General features: G+C 71.2%; 16 protein-coding genes. 7 read left to right on the top strand and 9 right to left on the bottom strand.

What is annotated here, in order from left to right:
• Positions 1–304 precede the first annotated feature (304 nt).
• From ACFZAX_RS17530 to ACFZAX_RS17545, 4 genes are all read left to right on the top strand, one after another.
• A complete protein-coding gene (locus ACFZAX_RS17530; RefSeq protein WP_390962451.1) occupies positions 305–3,613 on the top strand; it encodes a nitrate- and nitrite sensing domain-containing protein in 3,309 nt (1,102 codons plus the stop codon).
• Between the two features lie 10 nt (positions 3,614–3,623).
• Complete coding sequence (locus tag ACFZAX_RS17535; protein WP_266709517.1) at positions 3,624–4,037, top strand: roadblock/LC7 domain-containing protein; 414 nt, start codon at positions 3,624–3,626, stop codon at positions 4,035–4,037.
• Between the two features lie 91 nt (positions 4,038–4,128).
• The gene (locus ACFZAX_RS17540; protein WP_390962452.1) at positions 4,129–4,800 is read left to right on the top strand and encodes a DUF742 domain-containing protein; all 672 of its coding nucleotides are present in this window, start codon (positions 4,129–4,131) and stop codon (positions 4,798–4,800) included.
• On the top strand, positions 4,781–5,362 hold the full coding sequence (locus ACFZAX_RS17545) for an ATP/GTP-binding protein (RefSeq protein ID WP_148021028.1): 582 nt from the start codon (positions 4,781–4,783) through the stop codon (positions 5,360–5,362). The genes ACFZAX_RS17540 and ACFZAX_RS17545 overlap by 20 nt, the downstream gene beginning before the upstream one ends.
• A gap of 321 nt (positions 5,363–5,683) precedes the next feature.
• On the opposite strand, the gene ACFZAX_RS17550 is transcribed toward ACFZAX_RS17545, so the two are convergent.
• Both ACFZAX_RS17550 and ACFZAX_RS17555 read right to left on the bottom strand, forming a co-directional pair.
• Positions 5,684–5,887, bottom strand: coding sequence for an acyl-CoA carboxylase epsilon subunit (locus tag ACFZAX_RS17550; protein ID WP_390962453.1), 204 nt, complete (start codon positions 5,885–5,887; stop codon positions 5,684–5,686).
• A gap of 77 nt (positions 5,888–5,964) precedes the next feature.
• Positions 5,965–7,548, bottom strand: coding sequence for a carboxyl transferase domain-containing protein (locus ACFZAX_RS17555; protein WP_390962454.1), 1,584 nt, complete (start codon positions 7,546–7,548; stop codon positions 5,965–5,967).
• A gap of 563 nt (positions 7,549–8,111) precedes the next feature.
• Between ACFZAX_RS17555 and ACFZAX_RS17560 the strand changes: the two genes are divergently transcribed.
• Positions 8,112–9,338 carry a beta-1,3-glucanase family protein gene (locus ACFZAX_RS17560; protein ID WP_390962456.1) on the top strand — a complete coding sequence of 409 codons (1,227 nt, stop codon included), beginning with the start codon at positions 8,112–8,114 and terminating at the stop codon, positions 9,336–9,338.
• A gap of 119 nt (positions 9,339–9,457) precedes the next feature.
• Here ACFZAX_RS17560 and ACFZAX_RS17565 read toward each other — a convergent pair whose 3' ends face one another.
• Entirely contained in the window at positions 9,458–9,979 is a 522-nt protein-coding gene (locus tag ACFZAX_RS17565; protein ID WP_390962458.1) for a hypothetical protein, read from the bottom strand.
• Positions 9,980–10,346: 367 nt separating this feature from the next.
• On the opposite strand from ACFZAX_RS17565, the gene ACFZAX_RS17570 reads away from it, so the two are divergent.
• A complete protein-coding gene (locus ACFZAX_RS17570; RefSeq protein ID WP_390962603.1) occupies positions 10,347–10,958 on the top strand; it encodes a YceI family protein in 612 nt (203 codons plus the stop codon).
• A 121-nt stretch (positions 10,959–11,079) separates the two neighbouring features.
• On the opposite strand, the gene ACFZAX_RS17575 is transcribed toward ACFZAX_RS17570, so the two are convergent.
• The 4 genes from ACFZAX_RS17575 to ACFZAX_RS17590 form a co-directional block, all read right to left on the bottom strand.
• Positions 11,080–12,708 (bottom strand): FAD-dependent oxidoreductase, encoded by a 1,629-nt coding sequence (locus tag ACFZAX_RS17575; protein WP_390962459.1) that lies wholly within the window; start codon positions 12,706–12,708, stop codon positions 11,080–11,082.
• 616 nt (positions 12,709–13,324) lie between these two features.
• The gene (locus tag ACFZAX_RS17580; RefSeq protein WP_390962460.1) at positions 13,325–14,710 is read right to left on the bottom strand and encodes a hypothetical protein; all 1,386 of its coding nucleotides are present in this window, start codon (positions 14,708–14,710) and stop codon (positions 13,325–13,327) included.
• Between the two features lie 158 nt (positions 14,711–14,868).
• Positions 14,869–17,931 (bottom strand): glycoside hydrolase family 3 N-terminal domain-containing protein, encoded by a 3,063-nt coding sequence (locus tag ACFZAX_RS17585; protein WP_390962461.1) that lies wholly within the window; start codon positions 17,929–17,931, stop codon positions 14,869–14,871.
• A 163-nt stretch (positions 17,932–18,094) separates the two neighbouring features.
• Entirely contained in the window at positions 18,095–19,069 is a 975-nt protein-coding gene (locus ACFZAX_RS17590; RefSeq protein ID WP_390962462.1) for a substrate-binding domain-containing protein, read from the bottom strand.
• Between the two features lie 378 nt (positions 19,070–19,447).
• On the opposite strand from ACFZAX_RS17590, the gene ACFZAX_RS17595 reads away from it, so the two are divergent.
• Positions 19,448–21,325, top strand: coding sequence for a lectin (locus ACFZAX_RS17595; RefSeq protein ID WP_390962604.1), 1,878 nt, complete (start codon positions 19,448–19,450; stop codon positions 21,323–21,325).
• 68 nt (positions 21,326–21,393) lie between these two features.
• Here ACFZAX_RS17595 and cimA read toward each other — a convergent pair whose 3' ends face one another.
• Both cimA and ACFZAX_RS17605 read right to left on the bottom strand, forming a co-directional pair.
• Positions 21,394–23,001, bottom strand: coding sequence for a citramalate synthase (gene cimA, locus ACFZAX_RS17600; protein WP_390962463.1), 1,608 nt, complete (start codon positions 22,999–23,001; stop codon positions 21,394–21,396).
• A 276-nt stretch (positions 23,002–23,277) separates the two neighbouring features.
• Entirely contained in the window at positions 23,278–24,615 is a 1,338-nt protein-coding gene (locus ACFZAX_RS17605) for an MFS transporter (RefSeq protein WP_390962465.1), read from the bottom strand.
• Positions 24,616–24,848: the final 233 nt, after the last annotated feature.

Raw genomic sequence — 24,848 nt, forward strand, 5'->3', positions numbered from 1 at the left:
TGGCCCCTGTGTCCTTCGACACGATCCGCCCCCGCGTTCATAACGTTTCGACAGAGAATTTCCCGTGGTCCGACACCCGACGCATCCGCGCGGTGCCGCTCCGCTCATGTGAGCCTCGCCTTTTGGCGGGGCTCGTTCTTTATGCCCGTTTTATCTGAGGCCTGCGCCACTCCGGCCGATCGGGCCCGAGTGTTTGGAACGCGGCAGGTCCCCATGCTGGAATGCGGCGAACTCCCGAGTAGTACGGCCCTGAACGAATTTACCGGCACAACGTAGGTGCCGACGCCGAGAGGTTGTTGGTCGAGTGAGGCGAAGCAACGAGGGCTCCCCGACGCAGCCGGAGCGGGGCAACTTCACGCCGCCGCGGACCGCTGTATCCCCCGGGGAGCGCGCCGGCCGCGCGGACGCGGCCGGCAACGGATCGCCCGTCGGCAGCACGAGCAAGCTGTCCCCGCGCAACTGGCGTGTGGCGACGCGGCTGAACGCGATCCTCCTGATCCCCGCGCTGGTGGGCCTCACCATGGGCGGCTTCCAGGTGAAGGGGTCGATCGACACCTGGAACGAGGCTCAGGACGCCGAGAAGACCGCTCTCGTCGTGCGCTCGGCCTCCGTGTACGGGCAGGCGCTGCTGAACGAGCGCGACCTCACCGCGCAGCCGCTCCTGGCCAAGGAGTCCAGCGCCTCGGTCGTGACGCAGACCCGCGCCGCCACCGACACCGCGGCCTCGGGGTTCACCGCAGCGGTGGCGAACATGCCGCGGACGCCCGGTCTCCAGCGCCGGCTGAAGCTCTTCAGGAGCGAGGAGCCGAAGCTCGCCGCGCTGCGGAAGGCCGCGTACACCAAGAGCCTGGACCCGGTGAAGACCGAGGAGGGCTACACCCAGGTCCAGCACTCGCTGATGGAGTTCGCCAACGAGCTCGGCCTGGGAACCGGCAACGTCACCAGCTACGGACGTACGGTCTACGCCCTCGAACTCTCGCAGGCGGCGGAGTCCCTCCAGCGCTCGATCGGGCTTCACCTGCTGGTGCGCCCGAGCGAGGACGAGGACACCTTCAACGCCCAGGTCAAGGCCTTCGGCTCGTACAACTACCTGGAGCAGATCGCCCTCGGCGAGTTCAACTCCGGTGGTACCCAGACGGACGTCGACCGCCTCAAGGAGGTCATGGCCGGCAAGGCCGCCGAAGGCGCCGCGCAGCTGAAGGCAGCGAAGGAGCAGGCCGACGCGGCAGGGGCGCCGTTCGTGACCCCGCCCAGCGTCGACGGCTCCGTCTTCGACGGAATGGCCGCGCAGATCGGCCGGGGGCTGTCGCCGTCCGAGCTGAAGGCGAAGGGGATCACCCCGGAGACCTGGACGGCCGCCGCCACCGCGAAGTTCGAGGGGTACGCCACCGTCACCGACGAGCTCGTCGACAAGGCGGTGGAAGAGGCCGCACAGATCTCCTCCGACGCCAAGGCCGACGCCATCGTCAACGCCTCGATCGTCGTCGTCGCCCTGCTCGCCGCGTTCGTCGTGGCCGGATTCATGGCCCGCCAGATGAGCCGGGCGATGCGCCGGCTGCGCACCGCCGCCTTCGAGGTCGCCGAGCAGCGTCTGCCGTCGCTGGTCGACCAGCTGTCGCGGACCGAGCCGGGCCGGGTCGACACCCGCGTCACGCCCATCCCGATCAACACCAGTGACGAGATCGGCGAGGTCGCCCGCGCCTTCGACCAGGTGCACCGCGAGGCCGTCCGGCTCGCCTCCGAGCAGGCGATGCTGCGGGGGAACGTCAACGCGATCTTCACCAACCTCTCGCGCCGCAACCAGTCGCTCATCGAGGGCCAGCTGACCCTCATCACCGGCCTGGAGAACAACGAGGCCGACCCGGACCAGCTGGAGAGCCTCTTCAAGCTGGACCACCTGGCCACCCGTATGCGCCGCAACGGCGAGAACCTCCTGGTCCTCGCCGGCGAGGAGCCGGGCCGCCGGTGGAACCAGCCGGTGCCGCTGGTGGACGTGCTCCGCGCCGCCTCCTCCGAGGTGGAGTCGTACGAGCGCATCGAGCTCACCGGGGTTCCGGACACCGAGATCCACGGCCAGGCCGTGACCGACCTCGTGCACCTGCTGGCGGAGCTGCTGGAGAACGCCACGGTGTTCTCGTCGCCGCAGACCAAGGTCCGCGTCACCGCGACCCGGCTGCCGGACGGCCGCGTGATGATCGAGATCCACGACAAGGGGATCGGCCTCACCGCCGAGGACTTCGCCGACATCAACCACAAGCTGGCCAACCCGCCGACCGTGGACGCGGCGGTCTCCCAGCGGATGGGTCTCTTCGTGGTCGGCCGGCTCTCCGACCGCCATGGCGTCCGGGTCCAGCTGCGTCCCTCGGGCGAGCAGGCCGGTACGACCTCCCTGGTGATGCTGCCGGACGCGATCACCCACGGTGGCGGCGGCGAACCGGCCGCCGAGCCGGACAGCTTCACGGTCTCGTCGATCATCCCGGAGCAGGAGCAGCCCTTCACTCCCGCCCCGCAGCTCTCGGGCATGCGCACGGCGGCCGAACTCGGCTTCGACGACTCGCGCTACGACGGGGAGTCGCCCGCGCTCGACCCGGTGGGACGCTCGCTGATGCGCGAGGAGCGCCGGGCCGCGCTGGAGGCCGCCCACACCGGTGGCGAGCAGTCCCTCCAGGGCGGCGCGGGTGGCGAGGCCGATGGCCCGGACACCCAGCAGGGCTTCGAGCAGAACGGCTACGCGCCGTCCGGCTACGAGCAGCAGGCCTCGTACGACCAGAACGGCTACCCGCAGGGCACGTTCGAGCAGGGTTCCTTCGGGCAGGGCCCGGCGGAGCAGGGTTCCTTCGGGCAGGGCTCCTTCGAGCAGCCGCAGCAGGGCTTCGAGCAGACCGCCCACTCGGCGGCGTACGAGCCGTACGCCCCGGACGCGGGCTACCGGCCGGACGCCGAGCAGCTTCCCCAAAGCGGCTATGCGGAACAGGCGTACGCGACTCCGGACACGCAACAGCCTTCGTACGGTGACCAGTTCGCGCCACTCGGTGATCAGTCCCAGCAGGACGGGTGGCTTGAACAGGGCGGTTTCCAGGGAGGTTACGACACCTCCGGCCAGGAACAAACGGAATCCGCTCCCAGCGCTCCCGAGGAGACGCCCGAGCGCGTAGGCTTCGATCATTCGGGTCCCACCGCGAACGCGGGTCACGACATGACCGACGCGGGGCTCCCGCGCCGGGGCGGGCAGCAGCACTGGCAGCCCAACGGACCGGTCGGCGACCGGCCCGCGGCGGCCGACCGACCCCAGCGGCAGGAGTCCCCGTCGGCCGCCGAACCGCAGGACGGCAACGGCACGGACGACTGGCGTTCGACCAACGACGAGCGCTGGGAGCGGGCCGAGAGGCTCCGGGACCCGAAGGCCGGCGGAATAACCCTCTCGGGGCTTCCCCGGCGCGTGCCCAAGGCCAACTTGGTCGAGGGCACCGCGGAGCAGACCCAGCAGGGCGGCCCACAGGTCTCCCGTGCGCCCGAGGACATCCGCGGCAGGTTGAGCAACCTGCGGCGCGGCATCCAGCAGGGGCGCAAGCAGGGGTCGGACACCAGTAATACCTACAACCAGGAGCGTTAGTGTGAGCCCGATGAGCCAGGCGGCGCAGAATCTCAACTGGTTGATCACCAGCTTCGTGGACAGCACCCCCGGGGTGTCGCACACGGTGGTGGTCTCCGCCGACGGACTCCTGCTGGCCATGTCCGAGGGGTTCCCGCGCGACCGCGCCGACCAGTTGGCGGCCGTCGCCTCCGGTCTGACGTCGCTGACCGCAGGTGCCTCCCGGATCTTCGAGGGCGGCGCCGTCAACCAGACCGTTGTGGAGATGGAGCGAGGATTTCTCTTCATCATGTCGATTTCTGACGGATCTTCACTTGCTGTTCTGGCCCACCCGGACGCCGATATCGGTCTGGTTGGGTACGAAATGGCACTTTTGGTGGACCGCGCGGGCGGTGTCCTGACGCCGGATCTGCGCGCCGAACTCCAGGGAAGTCTTCTCAACTAAGGAGACGGACAGTGCGTTTCTCGTCACCGCGCCATAGGGTGCGGTGGCGCGGCCCCACTGGGATCGGCGAATGGCAGCAGGAGGAGGAGACGTGGCAGCACCCACAGGCGGACACCCGTATGACGGCAGTCAGCGGGTTCCGGACGAGCACGGGGAAAACCGCTTCGACTTCCCCTCCACGCCGAGCGGCGCGGGCGGCGTACAGGGTTACGACCCGTATGCGGCGCCCCAGCAGCCCGTGCAGCAGCAGCACCCGCGCGGTGCCGACTGGCCTCAGCAGCCGGGGCCGGAGTGGTCCCAGCGGCAGCAGTCCGAGTGGCAGCCCCGGCAGGAGCCGCCGCAGCGGTTCGACGCCCCGGCGCCCCGGATCCAGCCGGTGGCACAGCCGGCTCCGCGGCCCGCACGGCCGGCGCCCGCCGCTCACAATCCGTTGGTCCGTCCGTACGCCATGACCGGTGGTCGGACACGACCGCGTTACCAGCTCGCCATCGAGGCGCTGGTCAGTACGACGGCCGATCCGTCGAGGCTGCAAGGGCAGTTGCCCGAGCACCAGCGGATCTGCCGGCTCTGCTTCGAGATCAAGTCGGTGGCCGAGATCTCGGCCCTTCTCTCGATCCCGCTCGGCGTTGCCCGGATCCTCGTCGCCGACCTGGCCGAGGCCGGACTCGTCGCTATCCATCAGCCCGGCGGCGACGAGACCGCCGGCGGTCAGCCAGATGTGACACTGCTCGAAAGGGTGCTCAGTGGACTTCGCAAGCTCTAGCGGCGGAGCGGCCCGCTCCACCACCTCGGCGAAGATCGTGGTGGCAGGGGGCTTCGGCGTGGGTAAGACCACGTTCGTCGGTGCCGTTTCGGAGATCAACCCGCTGCGCACCGAAGCCGTGATGACGTCCGCCTCGGCGGGCATCGACGACCTGACCCACACCGGGGACAAGACCACCACCACGGTGGCCATGGACTTCGGACGCATCACCCTGGACCAGGACCTGATCCTGTACCTGTTCGGCACCCCCGGGCAGGACCGTTTCTGGTTCATGTGGGACGACCTCGTACGCGGCGCCATCGGCGCCGTCGTCCTGGTCGACACCCGCCGCCTCGCCGACTGCTTCCCCGCCGTCGACTACTTCGAGAACAGCGGCCTCCCCTTCGTCATCGCCCTCAACGGCTTCGACGGACACCAGCCCTACACCCCCGACGAAGTACGAGAAGCACTCCAGATCGGACCCGACACCCCGATCCTCACCACCGACGCCCGCCACCGCTCGGACGCCAAGAGCGCCCTCATCACCCTCGTCGAGCACGCCCTCATGGCCCGGCTGCGCTGACGACCGGGTACGCCCCGTACGAAGAGAAGCCCCGCCCCCGGTTGTCCACCGGACGGCGGGGCTTTTCCGTTCTTCCCTGCGGGGCTCGGGGCCGCTCTCGTCGCCGTACGGCTCTGCGCGTCCCTCCGCGCGCGCGGAGAGGCCTTCGGCACCCGCTCACCCGGGGAGGCCGTGACGGCGGTTTCCGGCCATGCAATGGCCCCGGCCGGAGAACTTCCGGGCCGGGGCCTCGTGCGGCCCCCGGAAGACCCTCCAGGGCCTTCCGGGGTGGTGTGAGCGGGAATGTCCGACCGTCCCGGGGCGGGAGACCCCGGAGAGGTGTCAGCCCTGCCAGCTGTGCGGGGCGCGGAAACCGGGGGTGCGCTCCAGGCGACGCCATCCGGCCGTGTCGCGGCCCTGGCGGACGGGAACGGGCTGGGGGGCCGCCGCGCGGGCGAGCAGGACGGCGGTGATGGCCGCGAGCTCCTCGGGGGCGGCGTGGCCCTTCTCGACGCGCAGCACGGACTCGGCGGCAGTGACGCTCATGGGGTGTCTCCGTATTCTCGGCAGGATTCGGCAGAAGGTCGTGCGCCGGTGCGCGGGTACCGCGCGGGCGCCGTCGACTACTGCGGGGGGTTGCCGTGCTTGCGGGACGGCAGGTCGGCGTGCTTGTTGCGGAGCATCGCGAGCGAGGCGATCAGCACCTCGCGGGTCTCGGCCGGGTCGATCACGTCGTCGACCAGTCCGCGCTCCGCCGCGTAGTACGGGTGCATCAGCTCGGCCTTGTACTCCTTGACCATGCGCGTCCGCATGGCCTCGGGGTCCTCGGCCTCGGCGATCTGGCGGCGGAAGATGACGTTGGCGGCACCCTCGGCTCCCATGACCGCGATCTCGTTGGTCGGCCAGGCGTAGGTCAGGTCGGCGCCGATGGACTGGCTGTCCATGACGATGTACGCGCCACCGTAGGCCTTGCGCAGGATCAGCGAGATCCTCGGCACGGTGGCGTTGCAGTAGGCGTAGAGCAGCTTGGCGCCGTGCCGGATGATCCCACCGTGCTCCTGGTCCACGCCCGGGAGGAAGCCGGGTACGTCCAGAAGAGTGATGATGGGGATGTTGAAGGCATCACACATCTGGACGAATCGCGCGGCCTTCTCGGACGCCTCGATGTCCAGGACACCGGCCAGGGACTGCGGCTGGTTGGCGACGATGCCGACGACCTGCCCGTCCATCCGGGCGAGGGCGCAGATGATGTTGCGGGCCCAGCGCTCGTGGACCTCCAGGTAGTCGCCGTCGTCGACGAGCTCCTCGATGACCTTGTGCATGTCGTACGGGCGGTTGCCGTCGGCCGGCACCAGGTCCAGCAGGACGTCGCCGCGGCGGTCCGCCGGGTCGTCGCTCGCCGCCGTCGGCGGGTTCTCCCGGTTGTTCGAGGGGAGCATTCCGATGAGGTAGCGGACCTCGGCGATGCAGGTCTCCTCGTCGTCGTACGCGAAGTGCGCGACGCCCGAGGTCTCGGCGTGCACGTCCGCGCCGCCGAGGCCGTTCTGGGTGATCTCCTCACCGGTGACCGCCTTGACGACGTCCGGGCCGGTGATGAACATCTGCGAGGTCTCGCGGACCATGAAGACGAAGTCGGTGAGGGCGGGGCTGTAGGCCGCACCGCCGGCGCACGGGCCGAGCATCACGCTGATCTGGGGGATGACACCGGACGCCCGGGTGTTGCGCTGGAAGATGCCGCCGTATCCGGCGAGCGCGCTGACGCCCTCCTGGATACGGGCGCCGGCGCCGTCGTTCAGCGAGACCAGCGGCGCACCGGCCGAGATGGCCATGTCCATGATCTTGTGGATCTTGGTGGCGTGGGCCTCGCCCAGTGCGCCGCCGAAGATGCGGAAGTCGTGTGCGTAGACGAAGACCGTCCGGCCGTCGACCGTGCCCCAGCCGGTGATGACACCGTCGGTGTACGGCTTCTTGGACTCCAGGCCGAAGCCGGTGGCCCGGTGCCGCCTGAGCTGCTCGACCTCCTTGAACGAACCCGCGTCCAGCAGGAGCTCGATGCGCTCGCGGGCGGTCAGCTTGCCCTTGGCGTGCTGCGCCTCGGTCGCCCGGTCGCTCGGGCCGCGCCGCGCCTGCTCACGCAGGGCCAGCAGTTCGGCCACCCGGCCACGCGTGTCGCTCGGCTCACCCGGGATTTCGTCCACAACGGTCATGTACCGACCCTACGAATCCGGCAGCGGAAATACCGCCGTCGAATCCGTACAGTCTCCTGACCGGTTTCCTGGCGAGGACCGACAGAACCCGCGCACCATGCGTGCGATCCACCATCGGAGACCCACTCCGCGTTATGGGGTTCCCACAAAGAGGCGGGAGGACGGCCGCGAGGGGGCGGGGCGGCGGCGCGGGGGGCCGAGCCTAGTGGAACACCCCGTCCCGGGGACAACGGCGACAGCGGACGCGGCCCCTTCCGGTCCGGCCGGCGCCCGGGCGCACCCTGCCGGTCCGGTCACCGGCCCGGACCGGCCGGCCCGCCCTCTCGTTCACCTCTTGACCGGTGCGGCGCGGACGAGGCGCACCCACACCCTTGCACGCACCAACGCGCGGGCCGTGGAGACGAGTTGTGAAGAAACGCGGATTCTGAGAGCGCTCTCAGTCACACCTATTGACGCCTGTGACAGGCGTGGCGAGAGTGGTTCGCACCACAGCGCGGCCCCCACAGCCGCCCCGCACGGCCCGGCCGTGCTCCCCCCATGCCATCCACTTTCCGGAGCTCCTCGTGATCTCTCGTCGTCACTTCCTCACCGGCGCGGCCGCATCCGCCGCGGCGCTCAGCTACCCGGTCTGGGGGAGCGCTCTCTCCCCGCGCGCCTCGGCAGCCGCCGCGACGTGCGAGCTGGCCCTGGTGAACCGTTCGCTGCCCGGCACGGTGCGCGCGTACGTCACCGGCCACGAGCAGGGCACCGATCGCTGGGTGCTGCTCCGGGCGGACGGCAGCCTCTACCGGCCGGATTCCCCCTCCGCCGCGCAGACCCCGCTCCCGGTCGACTGCTCGATCCCGCTGAACGCGGCGGGAGGCGACCCGGTCGTGCTGACGCTTCCCCAGATGTACGGCGCCCGGGTGTACTTCGTCCGCGACGACACACTGGACTTCTACCTGAACCCGGGCCCGTCCCTGGTGGAGCCCGCCTTCGCGACCTCGACGGACCCGAACTACGGGCGGACCTGGTCCTTCTGCGAGTTCACCTTCAACCCGCAGCAGCTCTACGCCAACATCAGCTACGTCGACCTCGTGACGGCGCTCCCCATCGGGCTCACCCTGGAGGGCGACACCACCCACACGGTCGCCCCGCTGCCGGACGGTGCGGTGCAGCGGATCGCGGACGGTCTGATCGCGCAGGCGGCGGCGGACGGGCAGCCCTGGGACCAGCTGGTCACCCGGGGGCCGGACGGCCAGGTGCTGCGGGTCGTCTCCCCGCAGAACCTCATGGCGCCGTACTTCGACCGCCCGGACCAGATGCCCTTCCGGGACCTGTTCACGGCGCAGATCGACCAGGTCTGGGAGAAGTACCGCTCCACGGATCTCCGGATCGACCTGCAGGGCGGCCGGGGCGTGCTGGCCGGCCGGGTCAGCGGGGACGACCTGGTCTTCGACGGCGGTCACACCTTCACCAAGCCGGTGTCCAAGGACGTCTTCACCTGCAACCACGGGCCCTTCACCAACAACCCCGCCGACTCGGACGACAAGAAGGCCCTGCTGGCGCGGCTCGCGGCCGGGTTCAACCGCTCGATCATGCTCAGCCGTCCGGACCAGCCGAACGGGACGACCACGGCGGACTACTACCAGGAGGCGGTGACCAACCACTGGTCCCGCGTCGTGCACGCCAACAGCCCGATCGGGTACGCCTTCCCCTACGACGACGTACGTCCCGACGGCCAGCCCGACGTCTCGGGCGCCGCCAACGACGGCAACCCCCGGCGCTTCACGGTGAGCGTCGGCTCCTGAACCCTCACGGACCCCCACGGCGCGTGTGCCCCCTCTCCCGCCGACGGCGGGAGAGGGGGCACACGTGTGGGCGGTGACGGGGGTCCGGAACCGGCCGGCAGCCGCAGCGCGGTGCCGGGTCAGCAGCCGCCGCAGTTGTAGTACGTCGTGTCCCAGTGGTTGCCCTCGTTGACGTAGATGTTGCCGGAGGCCGCCTGGTACTGGGCGTATCCGTCACCGCGGAGCCCGATGTAGGTGAAGGTGCCGGTGACGTAGTTGTTCAGGCAGGTGTTCTTCGCGAAGTCGAGCTTGTAGCCGTTCCAGTGCGAGTAGGTGCCGCTCGCGTGGCCCGTCTCCGTACCGCCCGTGATGTTGATGGCGCAGCCGGTGGCGCTCTTGAGGGTCTGGGCGCCCTGGGCGGTGGCCAGGTTGAGCTGGTCGAAGGACGTGCACGTCGAGACGTTGCGGTCGGAGCAGCCGCCCGACGAGGACCAGGTGATCCCGGACGAGCTGAACCGGGCGGTGGCCTGGGAGTGGGTGAGCTTGGTGGCGGCGTGGGCGTCGGTGGCGCCGCCGAGTACGCCGACTCCCGGCGCGAAGAGGACGCCCAGCACGAGGGCGAGGGCGGTGAGGGCGGAGCGGAGCCTGGGGTGGGCCTGCATGGGGGGTCTCCTCCTGCTCATGACAATTTCTGACGGGCCGCGGCGCGACGGTCGTGGGGGCGCGGAAAGCGTCGCGAGGCGCGGCATGGCGATACTGCCCGAGTTCTACGCGCGTCCGCCAGACCGCGTCCGTGGTGATGCGGTGAAAGCGGGGGCCGCCGGGTCGACCGCGGCAGGGCCCGGAGGCCGGGCAGGACGCCCCTGACGCCCGGCAGGGCGATCACCGGGCAGCACGGGAGAGCGACCCCCCGACGACTTCACCGACTGATGTTGAACTTTGAACTAAACAGGTCTACAGTCAATGTCGTTGAAGGTTGAACAAACCGACACCTTCGACTTCGAGGAAAACGTCTCCCGAGGAGGAGCCATGGCTCTGTTCAACCGCAAGCCCGCCGCCACGACCGCTGTCGCCGAGAAGCCGGCCGTGGACCCCGCGCTCGCCGCCCTGACCGGCACCTACACGATCGACCCGGCCCACAGCCGCATCGGCTTCACGGTGCGCCACGCCATGGTGACGAACGTGCGTGGCTCCTTCGGTGAGCACGAGGGCACTCTGGTGCTGAACGGCACCGACCCGCACCACTCCACCGCTTCGATCGACGTCAGGATCGCCAGCATCGACACCGGCATCGCCGACCGCGACGGCCACCTGCGCAGCGGCGACTTCTTCGACGTCGAGGCGTTCCCCCTGATGACGTTCCGCTCCACCTCCGCCGAGCAGCTCGGCGGCGACACCTACCGGATCACCGGCGACCTCACCATCAAGGACGTCACCCGCCCGCTCTCCATCGACCTGGAGTTCAACGGCTCGGCCACCGACCCGTACGGCAACCAGCGCGTGGGCTTCGAGGGCAGCGCCGACATCCTCCGCTCCGACTGGGGCCTGACCTGGAACGCCGCGCTGGAGACCGGTGGCGTGATGGTCTCCGACAAGGTCAAGCTGACCTTCGACATCTCCGCGATCAAGGCCGCCGCCTGATCCCCGCCCCACCCGAGCGCGCCCGTCCCTCCCTCCCCCGCCGGGGAGGACCGGGGCGGGCGCTCGTGCGTGTACGGGCGGGACGGGGCGGCCCGGCCGCGCCCTGCCCGGGTCGCCCGGGTCAGCCCGCGCGGCGGACCTTGAGTGCGTTGTCCGTACGGGTGGTGGGGTTGCCGTCCGGGTCGTTCTGCACCCGCTCGTGCTCGCCGCTGAGCAGCACCTCCCACTCCCCCGGCGCCGGCTCCAGCGAGGCCAGCACCTCGTCGGGGGTCGGGAACCGCACGGAGGGGTCCGGGTTCTTCTCCCAGTGCGGGAAGCCCGCGTGGCCGACGACGAGCAGGATCCCGCCGGGCGCGACGGCGTCGGCCGCCCGGCGCAGGATGCGCTCCCTCGGCAGGTCACCCATGGAGTGCAGGAACTGCGCGGAGACCAGGTCGTACTCCCCTGCCGGGAAGGACACCCCCAGGTCGTGCCACTGCCAGTCGATCCGGTCGGCCACTCCGGCGTCCGCCGCGTGGACGGCCGCCCGTCCGAGCGCCACCCGCGAGAGGTCGGTCGCGGTGACATCCCAGCCCCGGCCGGCCAGCCAGACGGCGTCGGCGCCCTCACCGCAGCCGAGGTCCAGGGCGCGCCCGGGCTCCAGGTCCGAAACCTCCTGGACCAGCACGGTGTTGGGGTTCCCGCTCCAGATCCGGTCGCTCCGGAGGTAGCGCTCGTCCCACAGTTCGGCGTCGGTGCGCGGGGTGGCGGAATCGGTGCCGGTCATGGGGTCTCCCTGGGTGTCGGTGGGTGAGCGGCGGGCCTCCACAGCCCGGCGGGTGTCCTCGGTGACGAGGTCCGCGTTGAGCGCGGCAGCCGCCTTCAGCCCGGCCGCGGCGGCTCCGACGACCTGCTCCGTCGGGTTGGTGACGTTGCCCGCCACCCACACGCCCGGCACCTCGGTGGCTCCGGCCGGGTCGGCGGCCATGTACGTACCGAGAACCCGGCCGTCCATCTCCATCGGGGTGGGGGCGAGCCCCAGACTCTCCAGTACACCGGAGCGGGCGGTGAAGCGGGGCTGGACGACGAGCGCCTCGCGCGGGAAGACCGTGCCCGAGGCCAGCCGGACCCCGGTGAGCCGGCCGTCCCGCGCCTCGATGCCCACCACCTCGCCGTCCACGACGGTGACGCCCCGTGCGGCGAGCTGCTCGTACGCGTCGTCGCCGAAGTCGTCCTCCGAGTGCCGGAACAACGTCACGTCGTCCGTCCACTGCCGCCACAGCAGCGCCTGGTGCACGGCCAGGGGCCCCGTGGCCAGGATCCCGACGGGGCGGGTCCTCACCTCCCAGCCGTGGCAGTACGGGCAGTGCAGGACACCGGTGCCCCAGTACTCCGCGAGACCGGGGACGGGAGGAAGCTCGTCGGCCAGTCCGGTGGTGACGAGAAGTCTGCGCGCCTCGACCGCCGTGCCGTCCGCGTACTCCACCCGGAATCCGCCGTCCGGCAGCCTCCGGGCCGCCACCGCCTCACCCTCGACGATCTCCGCTCCGTACGCGGCGGCCTCGGCCCGGCCGTCCGCCAGCAGCTCCAGCGGCGGGGCGCCCTCGCGCCCCAGGTAGTTGTGGGCGTGGGCGGCGGGCGCGTTGCGCGGGGCGCCCGCGTCGACCACCAGCACCGAACGCCTGGCCCGGGACAGCGCCAGGGCTCCGCTCAGCCCTGCGGCGCCGCCGCCGATCACCACGACGTCGTACCTCTGGGACCTGTCACTCATGTCGGTCACCTCCATGGCGAGCGATGGTGCACTCGGGCGGGCTCGACGACAAGCCTGCTTGCCGAAGCGGCAAAAATCCCCGCACGCACGGCGCCCGCCCGGGCCGGCGTCACGGACCGGGCGGCGGACCGGTGCTATACCCCGGCCGCCGTCGAGGTCGCCAAGGTCTCGAGGTCGTCAGGAAGGGGACGGTGATCACGGACTCCGCCCCGAAGAAGGCGTCGTGCGCGCGGAAGGACCGCGGCCCCCGTTCCCGCCTGCGACCGGGCGGGCACGGGGGCCGGGGCGTACGCGTGGGATGTCATTCCGGCATCCGCGGGTCGCGGACGGCCTGGCCACGGTCGGGGGGACGACCCGCTGGATCGATGGGCAGGGCGAGTTGCTCGCCGGCGTGGTCCCGGCGGGCGGGACCGAGGCGGACGAGGAGCTCAGGCTCGCGGTGACCGGCCTGCGGCGCAGCCGACGGGCGTCCGCCGGGCTGGGCGGAGCCGGGCTGACCACCCGGGCAAGCCCTCCTGCGGGAACCGGGCCCGCGCGGCCGGCCACGACGAGCGGCGGCGTACTGCGGGTCGACGGACCTGGGACGGTTCCTCGCCCGCGTGAGGTCCCGGCCGGTTCAGAACCCGCCACCCCCGTCGAAGCCGCCACCGCTGCCGAACCCGCCGCCGTCCCCGAAGCCGCCTCCGTCGCCGAAGCCGGAGGAGTCGAAGTCGGAGCCGGAGACGTCACCGCCGGACCAGTCGCCGCCGGAGCCGAAGTCCCCGCCGCCGTAATCGGCCGCGTACGCCGGGGTGGAGAGCATCGAGCCGAGCATCGTGCCGACCAGCAGGCCCGGGAGCAGCCCGCCGCCGAAGTAGCCGCCGGCCCAGGGGCCGTAGGCGGGTCCGGCCTCCCAGTACGGGCGCCGGTTGCCGTCGCCCACGTCCACGGTGCGGCTCATCGGGTCCTCGCCGTCCTCCAGCCGGGCCCGGTCGGCGGCGCAGACCGGGACCTCGCGGGAGGTGGTGCCGGCCGGGCGCCAGCGGACGTCGGCGACGGAGGGGCCGTGGCGGGGGTCGAAGAAGCACGGGGGCCTGCGGTCGGGCAGGGGGCTGCCGGTGCGGCGGGCTTCCAGCAGGGCGAGGGAGTAGCGGCCGTCCTCCAGGGCCTGGGTGACCGGCCGGACGTCGGCGGGGCGCTCGGCCTTCTCCATGCGTGACTTGGCGCTCTCGTACGAGTCGAGCGCGTGCTCGTAGTCGGTGCGCATCGCCTCGTCGGCGCCGGGCTCGCCGGGGTGGAAGTCGAGCCGTTCGAGGGTTTCGCCGTAGGCGGTGATGTCCTCGTCGACGACGACCCTGAGCTTGTCGAGCGCGGCGCGCTCCTCGGCGCGTACCCGGCGGCGGTTGCGGCGCATGATCGCGTAGGCGCCCGCGCTTCCCGCGACGGCGACTCCGGCGAGGACGAGCAGCCCGGTGCCCGCGGAGCCGGCGGAGCCGTTGCCGTCGGTCCAGGAGGCCGGGGCGGTGCCGTTGGCCTGTTCGAGAGCGCCGTCCACGAAGGCGTCGAGCTGGGCGTCGGTGGCGGTGTCGGCGGCCGGGGCCTTCACCGAGGCGGTGAGGTTGTCGACCGCGCGGACCGGCATGACCTGGGGGTCGGCGCCCGCGTCGAATCCGTCGCCGAGGCGGACGGCGTACACCCCGGTGATGCCGGTGTCGTTGCGCAGCGTGGCCAGCAGGCCGTCCTCGGGGAAGGCGGAGGTGTCGGGGAGGACGGCGACGAACACCGGCTTGTCCGCCTTGGTGATCCGGTCCTCCAGGGCTTTCTCCTGCCCGGTGGAGAGCTGGTCGCGGGCGCCCGGGTCCACGTAGACGGGGTCCTCGCGCAGCGCCTGGGCCGCGTCCTCGACCGTCGCGGTCGGGGCGCGTCCCGGGGACGCCGACGCGGCGGGGACCAGGGCCAGGAACGCCGTCGAGAGGACCAGCAGCAGACCGGCCAGAAATGCGAACATCTGCCTTTTTCGCATACTTCACGCTACTCCGGACGGCCCCGCCCGCGCGTTCTCCCGCGGGCGGGCGGACGCCCGGACGCACGGGCCGGAGGCGGGCGGCGCCCCGGCGCACGGGTGTGCCCGGGCGCGGACGCTCCGCCCGGGCACACCCCCGTACGCTCACTACCGCGGGGTCACGCGGCCCGGTAGGCCGCCCGCAGCTTGGCCACCGCGCCGGTGAGGTCACCGGTGAGCAGCAGGTGGTCGGCCTCGGCGAACGGCTTGGAGACCGCCGCCGTCAGCTTCCCGTCGGCCTTCTGCTGGACCAGCAGTCGGGCCTGGTCCACGATCGCCTTGCCCGCCGCGGTCTTGCCGAGGTGGGCCTGCTCCGCGATCCGGGCGGCCACCGCGAGGGCGGTCAGGGTGACGTCGCCGCCGACGGGGGCCTTCTTCAGGGTGGTGAGGCCCCAGCCGAAGGGGAACTGCGGGTCGTAGGTGGCGTCCCCCACGTTGATGGGCAGCTGGGCCTCGGACTTCGGCCAGGTGACGGGCAGCCGGCCGGTGAAGGCGCGCTTGCCGTAGAGCACGTCGGCCACGCCGTCGCCCTCGGTGCCCGGGAGCCAGGAGGCGACCAGGGCGTCGATGTCGCCGAGGCGGTCACCGATGAGCTGGGGACGGCCGGAGACGACCAGGACGGCGCACTTCATCGCGGCGCAGACCTTGTCGATCGCCGCCTTGTCGGCGGCCGTCAGCTCCAGGTCGTTGCCGTTGCCGACGTCGCCGATGCCCTCGGCGTACGGGGTCTCGCCGACGACGACCACACCGACGTCGTAGCCGTCGGTGGCGGCGGAGGCGTCCTTGGAGTACGTGACGTCGGCAGCGTCCTTCCGCATGCCCTGCAGGATGGTGGTGCCCTGGGTGACGGCACCGGAGGAGCCCTGCCAGCTGACGGTCCAGCCACCGGCCTGGTTGCCGATGTCGTCGGCGTCGGAGCCGGCGACGTAGACCTTCTGGTCCGCCTTCAGCGGGAGGACGGCACCGTCGTTCTTCAGCAGCACCTGGGACTTGGCGGCGGCCTCACGGGCCACCGCGCGGTGGGCGGCGGAGCCGATGTCGTCGATGTTCGAGGTGTCCGCGTACGGCTTCTCGAAGAGGCCCAGCTTGAACTTCTGGGTCAGGATGCGGGAGACCGCGTCGTCGATGCGGGCCTGGCTGATGCGGCCGGCGGTGACCTCGCTCCTGAGCGTGGTGGTGAAGTCCTGGTACGCGGTCGGCACCATGATCATGTCGAGGCCGGCGTTGACCGAGGTGCGCACGTCACTGGCGTAGTCACCGGGAAGCTGGTCGATGGCCTGCCAGTCGCTGATGACGAAGCCCTCGAAGCCCATCCGGTCCTTGAGGACGCCGTTGATCATCTCGGCGTTGCCGTGCATCTTCACCGGGCCCTGGTCGTCGCCCAGGACGTCCAGCGAGGAGTACGACGGCATGACGGTGCCGATGCCGCGGTCCACCGCCTCCTGGAACGGTGCGAGGTGCACCGCCTCCAGCTCCTCGCGGGTGACCTTGGTGACGCCCTGGTCGATCGTGTACGAGCCGGTGGTGGAGGAACCGAACTCGGTGCCGCCGTCGCCGACGTAGTGCTTCGCGGTGGCGAGCACCTTGTCGTCGCGGTCGAGGTCCTTGCCGGACGCCGCGCCCTGCATGCCCTGGATCACGGTCTCCATGGACTCGACGAGCGCCGGGTCCTCGCCGTAGGACTCGTAGGACCGGCCCCAGCGCTCGTCACGGGTGACGCAGAGGCAGGGGGCGAAGTCCCACGGGACGCCGGTGGCGCGGACCTCGCTCGCGGTGACCGCGCCGGTCTTCTCGGCGGTCTGCGGGTCGCGGGTGGCGCCGAGGCCGATGTTGTGCGGCATGATCGTCGACCCGACGACGTTGTTGTGGCCGTGCACCGCGTCCACGCCGTAGATCAGCGGGATCTGGAAGCGGGTGGCCTGCGCGCGCAGCTGGTACGAGTCGATCATCCGCGCCCACGACTCGGGGGTGTTGGGCGTGGGGACCGAGCCGCCTCCGGAGAGCAGCGAGCCGAGGTCGTACGAGGCGATGTCGCCGGGGCTGCGCAGCGCGTTGCGTTCGGCCTGCGTCATCTGGCCCGCCTTCTCGGCGGGCGAGAGCCTGGAGAGCAGGTCGGCGACGCGCTGCTTCACCGGCAGCTTGGCGTTCTGGTACGGGAGACCGTGGGCGTTGATGACGACCTGCGGGGCCTCCGTCGGGGCCTTGGCGCCGGTGACGGTGAGGACGAGCGGGACGGTCCGGGCCTCGGACGCCTTCTTCGCCTTCCTGGTGGCCACCGTGACGGTGTGGGTGGCGCCGGAGGCGGTGCCCGCCGGGAAGGTGTACGTACCGGTGACCGGGGTGTAGTCGGTGCCGGCCACCGCGGTGCCGCCCTGCGTGGTGTACGCGACGGTGACGGGCTCCTCGACGGGCTTCCCGCCGGTGGTGGAGAGGGTGAGGCCGATGCTCGCCGTGGCGCCGTCGTCCACCGGGTGCACGGTGGTGTCCGTGGCGACGGCGGCGGTCAGCGCCGGGTCGGCCTTGCCGTAGAGCTCCATGCCGTCGAGGGCGAAGGAGCCGGGGGCGCCGGTCGGCAGGGTGAGGGCGTAGCCCCACATGCGGTCCAGGCCGAGGATGTGGTCGATGCCGCCGACGGGCTGGTAGTCGCCGCGGTAGACGAAGTCCGCGAACGGGACCTCGACCTGGTGCCAGCCTTCCCAGTCGTCGGTGAAGGACATGGTCCACAGCTCGGAGGCTCCGCCGTTGGCGCCGCCGTCCTTGATCTCGAAGCTGATCTTCTTGCCGGACCCGGGCGGCAGGGGCGCCTTGTTCTGCCCGTACCACCAGAAGCGGATGCCCTTGTGGGCGCTCCAGTCCTGGGGGGCCTGGTCGACGGCGAACTCGTGGCTCAGCCCGCCCCAGCCGCTGATGTCGTAGGTGCCTTCGAGGACCTTGGAGCCCTCGGGGGCGTCGGCGCGCTCGGTGAAGGCGAGCTTCGGCTGGTCGTCGGCGTCCGAGCCCCAGGTGAAGATCGAGTCGGCGGGCGGGCCGGTGAGGGGGACCTCGCCCTCGAACCGGTCGACGAGCACGGGTGCGGGGTCGTCGGCCGACGCGGGGACGGCGGCCGTGATCAGTCCGGCGAGGACGGTGACGGCGGCGAGGAGGGCCCGGGCCGATCCTCTGCGGTGGCGGGCAGCTGGCATGTGCGGCTCTTCTCTCGGCTCGGCTGCCCGGGGGGTCCGGCAGCGCTGCGGGCGGGGCGAGGGGGGGTGGGGCGGGAGGATCCGTGGGGCCGTGGCCCGTGGGGGGTGTGCGGGTGCCCCGGTGCGGGCGGCCGTCCCCGGCCGCGGGTGCGCCGGGAGGGGGTCAGGGCGCCGAGCGGCGCACCACGAGTTCGGTGGGGAGCACGGCCGGCTCGTGCGGGGCGGGTGTACCGCCCAGGTGGGCGAGGAGCATCCGGGCCGCCGTCTCCCCCATCGCCCGGGTGGGCTGGCGGACGGTCGTCAGCGGAGGCGCGGTGTGCGCGGCCATCGGGATGTCGTCGAACCCGATGACGGCGACGTCGTCCGGGACCCGGCGGCCGGCGGCGTGGAGCGCTCTCAGGGCGCCGGTGGCGCTGACGTCGTTGTGCGCGAAGAGCGAGTCGAACCGTGCGCCCGAGCCGAGGAGTTCGGCCATGGCGCGTTCGCCGCCGCGTTCGGTGAAGTCGCCCTGGGCGACGAGGGCGTCCGGCAGGACGGAGCGGAATCCGTCGAGCCGTTCGCGTACGCAGCCGAAGTGCGCGGGGCCGCTGAGGACCACCGGGCGGGTGCGCCCGTCGGCCCGCAGGTGGCGGGCGGCGCTCGCGCCGCCCTCGCGGTTGGTGGTCACGACCGAGGGGAACTCGGGGTGGTGGCCCCGGTCGTCGATCAGCACGATCGGCAGGCCGCCGCGGTGGAGCGCGGTGAGGTGGCCGAGGGTGTTCTCCGGCTCCACGACGACGAGGCCGTCGAAGGCGCGGGCGGAGACCTGCGTGGTGAAGCGGCGGACGGAGTCGGCACCCCGGTTGCAGGTGAAGAGCAGCAGGCCGTACTCCGCGGCCTCGACGGTGTCCACGACGCCTTGCAGGACCTCACCCATCCAGGACCAGGTCAGCGAGGGCACCAGCATCCCGACGGTGCGGCTGCTGCCGCGGGCCAGGCCGACCGCTCCGGAGCTGGGGACGTAGCCGAGGTGTGCGATCACTTCACGAACGCGGGACGCGGTGGAACGGTCCACGTCCGACTTGGTGTTGAGCACCCGCGAGACGGTGGTCTTGCTGACTCCGGCGGCACGGGCCACATCGGCGATGGTGACGCGCAACGGGTCCTCCCTGACACGGCGGAACACGGACATCACCGGCCCGACCGGTGTTTTACGGCGCCGGAAGAGCTGTTTTCAGCATGTGCCTGACACGCAGTGCGGCGCAGGACTGCCCACCGGGACGGCCACCGCGCGGTACCGGTCCCGGAACCGGTACCGGCGTCGCGGCTGGAGTTAACCCCGCCGGAACAGGGCCGTCAATACTTCACACCGAGATTGGTCCACGCCCATCAGGCGGGCAGGAGACGGGAGTTGTGCCTTCACTTCTTGTACGCACGCCCCCTCTTGACGCGGGCCGGTGGGGGCAGTTCACTCACGGCTCGATCGACGGCAGCACCCCACCCCTGTGCCGAAGAAGGGCATTCCCCCATGATCCGATTGATGCGATCGAACCGGACCGCCGCGGTGCTCGCGGCGACCGCGCTCGCCGCGACCGGCCTCACCGGGCTCGCCGCGCCCGCCGCCCAGGCGGCCGGCGAGAGCGTCTCCATCGTCCTGACCACCACCGACGACTCCGGCGGCCGTCATGTCACCCGGGGCCTCCAGGCCCAGACACCGGTCGCCTTCGGGTCCGGCAGCGGGAGCGCGGGCACCGTGGTGACGGTCGACGAGAACACCCGGTACCAGACCTTCACCGGCGGCGGCGCGTCCTTCACCGACACGGCGGCCTGGCTGATGAAGAGCAGCGGGGCGCTGAGCGACGCGACCCGGGACGCCACGATGAAGAAGCTCTTCTCCCCCACGGAGGGCATCGGGCTCTCGTTCGTCCGCAATCCGATGGGCGGTTCGGACCTGGCGCGGACCGGGTACACCTACGACGACCTGCCCGCCGGGCAGACCGACCCCACGCTGGCGAAGTTCTCCGTGGCGCACGATCTCGCGGACGTCCTGCCGCTGACCAAGCAGGCGAAGCAGCTCAACCCGGCCCTCACCACGATGGCCTCGCCCTGGACCGCACCGGCGTGGATGAAGGACAGCGGCCAGCTCAACGGCGGCTGGCTGAAGGCCGAGAACTACGGCGCGTACGCCGACTACTTCGTGAAGTACCTCCAGGCGTACCAGGCCCAGGGCGTCCCGGTCCAGTACGTCACGGCGCAGAACGAGCCGACCTGCTGCTCCGGTTACCCCTCGATGAGCTGGAACGGCTCGGGGCTCGCCTACTTCACCAAGAGCGAGCTGCTGCCGAAGCTCCAGGCGGCGGGGCTCTCCACCAAGGTGCTGGCGCACGACTGGAACTGGGACACCTACGACGCCTACGCCGCGCCGACCGTGGACGACGCGGCCGTGCGCAACCACCCCAACTTCGGCGGGGTCGCCTGGCACGGCTACGGCGGCGACATCGCCAAGCAGACGGCGGTGCACAACCAGTACCCCACGATGGACGCCTTCCAGACCGAGCACTCGGGCGGCACCTGGATCGCCGACCAGCAGAAGGAGGACATGCTCAACATCATCGACTACACCCGCAACTGGGCGAAGTCGGTCACCAAGTGGTCCCTCGCGGTGGACCAGAACCGGGGCCCGCACAACGGCGGCTGCGGCACCTGCGACGGGCTGATCACGGTCCACAACGGTGACAGCAGGAGCGGGCAGGTGGACTACACCGTCGAGTACTACACGATGGGCCACCTGACGAAGTTCGTCCGCCCGGGGGCCTCCCGGATCGCCTCCACCGCCAGCTCCACCGTTCCCAACGTCGCCTGGCGCAACACGGACGGCTCCAAGGCGCTGATCGCCTACAACGGCGGCTCCTCGGCCCAGCAGCTCACCGTCAACTGGGGCGGCTCGACGTTCGGTTACTCGCTGCCCGCCCGCACCTCGGCCACCTTCACCTGGTCCGGCACCCAGTCCGGCACCGGCGGTCCGACCGGTACCTCCGGGGCGTTCACCGGCACCGGCGGCAAGTGCCTGGACGCGGCGAACGGCAGCGCGGCGGACGGCACGGCGGTCCAGCTCTACGACTGCAACGGCTCGGCGGCGCAGCGCTGGACCGTCCAGTCCGACGGCACGATCCGGACGCTGGGCACCTGCCTGGACGTGACCTCGGCGTCGACGGCGGACGGCGCGAAGGTCCAGCTCTACACCTGCAACGGCACGGGCGCGCAGCGGTGGACATACAACGCGACCACCGGGGACGTGGTGAACACGGCGGCGAACAAGTGCCTGGACATCACGGACGCCTCGACGGCCAACGGAGCCCGCGCCCAGATCTGGAGCTGCACCGGGGCCGCCAACCAGAAGTGGCGGCTGCAGTGACCACCGGGTCCTGACGAGCCGGTCCGGCCGTCCCGTGACGCGCGGGGCGGCCGGTTCCCGTTCGCGTACTACTCCGTCGGCTCGATCCCGGCCCGCAGCAGACCGAAGGTGTACGCGTCCTCCAGCGCCTGCCACGACGCGGCGATGACGTTCTCCCCGACCCCGACGGTCGACCACTCGCCGGCGCCGTCGCCCGTGGTGATCAGTACCCGGGTGGTGGACTCGGTGCCGGTACGCCCCTCCAGGATGCGGACCTTGTAGTCGACCAGTTCCAGCTTCGCGAGCTGCGGGTGGATCCGCTCCAGCGCCACCCGCAGCGCCCGGTCCAGGGCGTTGACGGGTCCGTTTCCCTCGGCGGTGGCGACGATCCGCTCGCCCTTGGCCCAGAGCTTCACCGTCGCCTCGTTGGCGTGCACCCCGTCGGGGCGGTCCTCGACGATGGCCCGCCACGACTCGGTGCGGAAGTAGCGGGGCGCGGTGCCGGCGACCTCGCCGCGGAGCAGCAGTTCGAAGGAGGCGTCGGCCGCCTCGTAGGTGTAGCCCCTCAGTTCGCGCTCCTTGACGCGCTCGACGACCCGGCCGACCAGTTCGCGGTCGCCGCCGAGGTCGATGCCGAGCTCCTTGCCCTTCAGCTCGATGGAGGCGCGCCCGGCCATGTCGGAGACAAGCATCCGCATGCTGTTGCCGACGAGCGCGGGGTCGATGTGCTGGTAGAGGTCGGGATCGACCTTGATCGCGGAGGCGTGCAGCCCGGCCTTGTGGGCGAAGGCCGAAACACCCACGTACGGCTGGTGCGTGGAGGGGGTCAGGTTGACGACCTCGGCGATGGCGTGGGAGATGCGGGTCATCTCGCCGAGCGCGCCCTCGGGGAGCACCGTCTTGCCGTACTTGAGTTCCAGGGCGGCGACGACCGGGAAGAGGTTGGCGTTGCCGACGCGTTCGCCGTAACCGTTGGCGGTGCACTGGACGTGGGTGGCACCCGCGTCGACGGCCGCCAGGGTGTTGGCGACGGCGCAGCCGGTGTCGTCCTGGGCGTGGATACCGAGCCGGGCGCCGGTGTCCGCGATCACGGTGGAGACGACGGCCTGGACCTGCGCGGGAAGCATCCCGCCGTTGGTGTCGCAGAGGATGACGACGTCGGCACCGGCCTCGGAGGCGGCACGGACGACGGATTTCGCGTACTCGGCGTTGGCGCGGTACCCGTCGAAAAAGTGCTCGCAGTCGACGAAGACCCGGCGGCCCTGCTCGCGCAGGTAGGAGACGGTGTCGCGGACCATCTCCAGGTTCTCGTCCAGAGTGGTGCGCAGGGCGAGTTCGACGTGGCGGTCGTGGGACTTGGCGACCAGCGTGATCACCGGGGCGCCGGAGTCGAGCAACGCCTTGACCTGCGGGTCCTCGGCGGCCTTGCCACCGGCCCTGCGGGTCGCGCCGAACGCCACGAGCCGGGCGTTGGCGAAGGTGATCTCCTGTCGGGCGCGGGCGAAGAACTCGGTGTCCCGGGGGTTGGCGCCGGGCCAGCCGCCCTCGATGAATCCGACGCCGAAGTCGTCCAGGTGCCGGGCGATGGTCAGCTTGTCGGCGACCGTCAGGTTGATGCCTTCACGCTGTGCACCGTCGCGCAGGGTGGTGTCGAAGACATGGAAACTGTCGTCGGTGGCGGTGGCCTTGGTGGTCATGCTGATGCGACTCCTGTCGGATGAGTGGATCCGGACTATCGGCCTCCACTTGCCCCCATCATCCCGCGCACGCCGTCCCGGCCAGGGTGGGGGCCGTAAAACGAAAAAACCCCTCGCGGGTGCGAGAGGTCTGCGCGCGGGTCTGGGGCACGATGAGCGTGCCGTACGTGGTGGTACGGGACGTCACTGCGGACCGGCGCGCCTGCTGCCAATAATCGTGGACAACGAGGACACGGAAGCAGTTTCGCACAGCACCGCTCCCGTGTCGGGCCCGTCTCAGAATGCGGTCGTGACACTCGTCCCGTCCGAGGACCGGCCCGCGGCGGTCCCGGTCGCCTCCCCCGCGCCGATCCGGTGCAGGTCCAGATCGCGCGTCTCCCGCATGCTCAGGTAGACGACGAGCGAGACGGCCGCGCAGCCGGCGACGTACCAGAAGTACCCGGACTCGGCGCCCGCGTCCTTGAACCAGAGCGCGATGTACTCGGCCGTCCCGCCGAAGAGCGCGTTGGCGACGGCGTACGGGAGCGCCACCCCCAGCGCGCGGACGCCGGTCGGGAACAGCTCGGCCTTCACGCAGGCGTTGATCGAGGTGTAGCCGGTGACGACGACCAGGGCCAGCAGCGAGAGGCCGAGGGCGGGCCAGAAGGTCCCGGCGTGCTTGAGCATCATCATGACCGGCACCGTCAGGAACGTGGAGCCGACGGCGAACCCGATGAGCAGCGGGCGCCGGCCGATCCGGTCGGAGAGCAGCCCGGCGAGCGGCTGGAGGCACATGAAGACGAAGAGGGCGCAGAAGCTGACGAGGGTGGCGGTGGACTTCTCCATCCCGGCGCTCTTGGAGAGGAACTTCGTGAGATACGTGGTGTACGTGTAGTACGCGACGGTTCCGCCCATGGTCAGCGCGACGACGAGGAACGCCTCGCGCCGGTGCGCCCACAGGGCCTTGAGGGTGCCCCGGTCGGCGTCCTCGGCGGCGCCGGACTCCGCGTAGACCTCGGTCTCCAGCATGGTGCGGCGCAGGTAGAAGACGACGGCCGCGCCGAGCGCGCCGACGACGAACGGCACGCGCCAGCCCCAGTCGTGCAGGGCGTCCTCGGAGAGAGTGTGCTGGAGCAGGATGAGGAGACCGAGCCCGATCAGCTGCCCCGCCGTCATCGACACGTACTGGAAGCTGGAGGCGAACCCGCGCCGGTCGGGCCGTGACGCCTCGGTGAGGTACGTGGCGCTGGCCGCGTACTCACCGCCCACCGACAGGCCCTGGAGCAGCCGGGCCACCATGAGCACGGCCACCCCGCCGTATCCGGCGACCGCGTACGTCGGGGCGACGGCGATGAGGATGGCGGAGGCCGACATCAGCGTGACGGTGAGGGTCAGCGCGGCCTTGCGGCCCCGGCGGTCGCCGATCCGGCCGAGCAGCCAGCCGCCGACCGGCCGCATGAAGAATCCCACGGCGAAGATCCCCATGGTGTTCATCAGGTTGGCGGTCCCGTTGCCCTCGGGGAAGAACGCGTCGGCGAAGTAGACCGCGAAGGTCGCGTACACGAACCAGTCGAACCACTCGACCATGTTTCCGGCCGAGCCGACCCAGATCCTCGTCCACTGTTCCCGTCCCATGGTCGGCCACCGTGCCGCACGCCGGGGAGGGCGGACAAGGGAGCGGAGGGCAACGATCCGGTTTACTTGCGTGCGTTGCGTACCCGGAGGGGCGGTGCACGGCCGTTACTTGCGTGCGTCGCGTACCCGGAGGGCGGTTCACGGCCGCCTGCTACCCCACCAGGGTGGTGTGGGTTCCTCTCGTGGAGGCGCGGCGGCCCTTCACCCCTGCCCCGCCGTGGCCGACGCGCTCG

This window comes from Streptomyces sp. NPDC008125 (assembly GCF_042957125.1).
GTDB lineage: Bacteria > Actinomycetota > Actinomycetes > Streptomycetales > Streptomycetaceae > Streptomyces.

Coding starts and splice junctions, on each gene's coding strand:
- ACFZAX_RS17535 (WP_266709517.1), top strand. CDS start 3,624: ATGAGCCAGGCGGCGCAGAATCTCAACTGGTTGATCACCAGCTTCGTG.
- ACFZAX_RS17550 (WP_390962453.1), bottom strand. CDS start 5,887: ATGAGCGTCACTGCCGCCGAGTCCGTGCTGCGCGTCGAGAAGGGCCAC.
- ACFZAX_RS17555 (WP_390962454.1), bottom strand. CDS start 7,548: ATGACCGTTGTGGACGAAATCCCGGGTGAGCCGAGCGACACGCGTGGC.
- ACFZAX_RS17565 (WP_390962458.1), bottom strand. CDS start 9,979: ATGCAGGCCCACCCCAGGCTCCGCTCCGCCCTCACCGCCCTCGCCCTC.
- ACFZAX_RS17570 (WP_390962603.1), top strand. CDS start 10,347: ATGGCTCTGTTCAACCGCAAGCCCGCCGCCACGACCGCTGTCGCCGAG.
- ACFZAX_RS17575 (WP_390962459.1), bottom strand. CDS start 12,708: ATGAGTGACAGGTCCCAGAGGTACGACGTCGTGGTGATCGGCGGCGGC.
- ACFZAX_RS17580 (WP_390962460.1), bottom strand. CDS start 14,710: ATGCGAAAAAGGCAGATGTTCGCATTTCTGGCCGGTCTGCTGCTGGTC.
- ACFZAX_RS17585 (WP_390962461.1), bottom strand. CDS start 17,931: ATGCCAGCTGCCCGCCACCGCAGAGGATCGGCCCGGGCCCTCCTCGCC.
- cimA (WP_390962463.1), bottom strand. CDS start 23,001: ATGACCACCAAGGCCACCGCCACCGACGACAGTTTCCATGTCTTCGAC.
- ACFZAX_RS17605 (WP_390962465.1), bottom strand. CDS start 24,615: ATGGGACGGGAACAGTGGACGAGGATCTGGGTCGGCTCGGCCGGAAAC.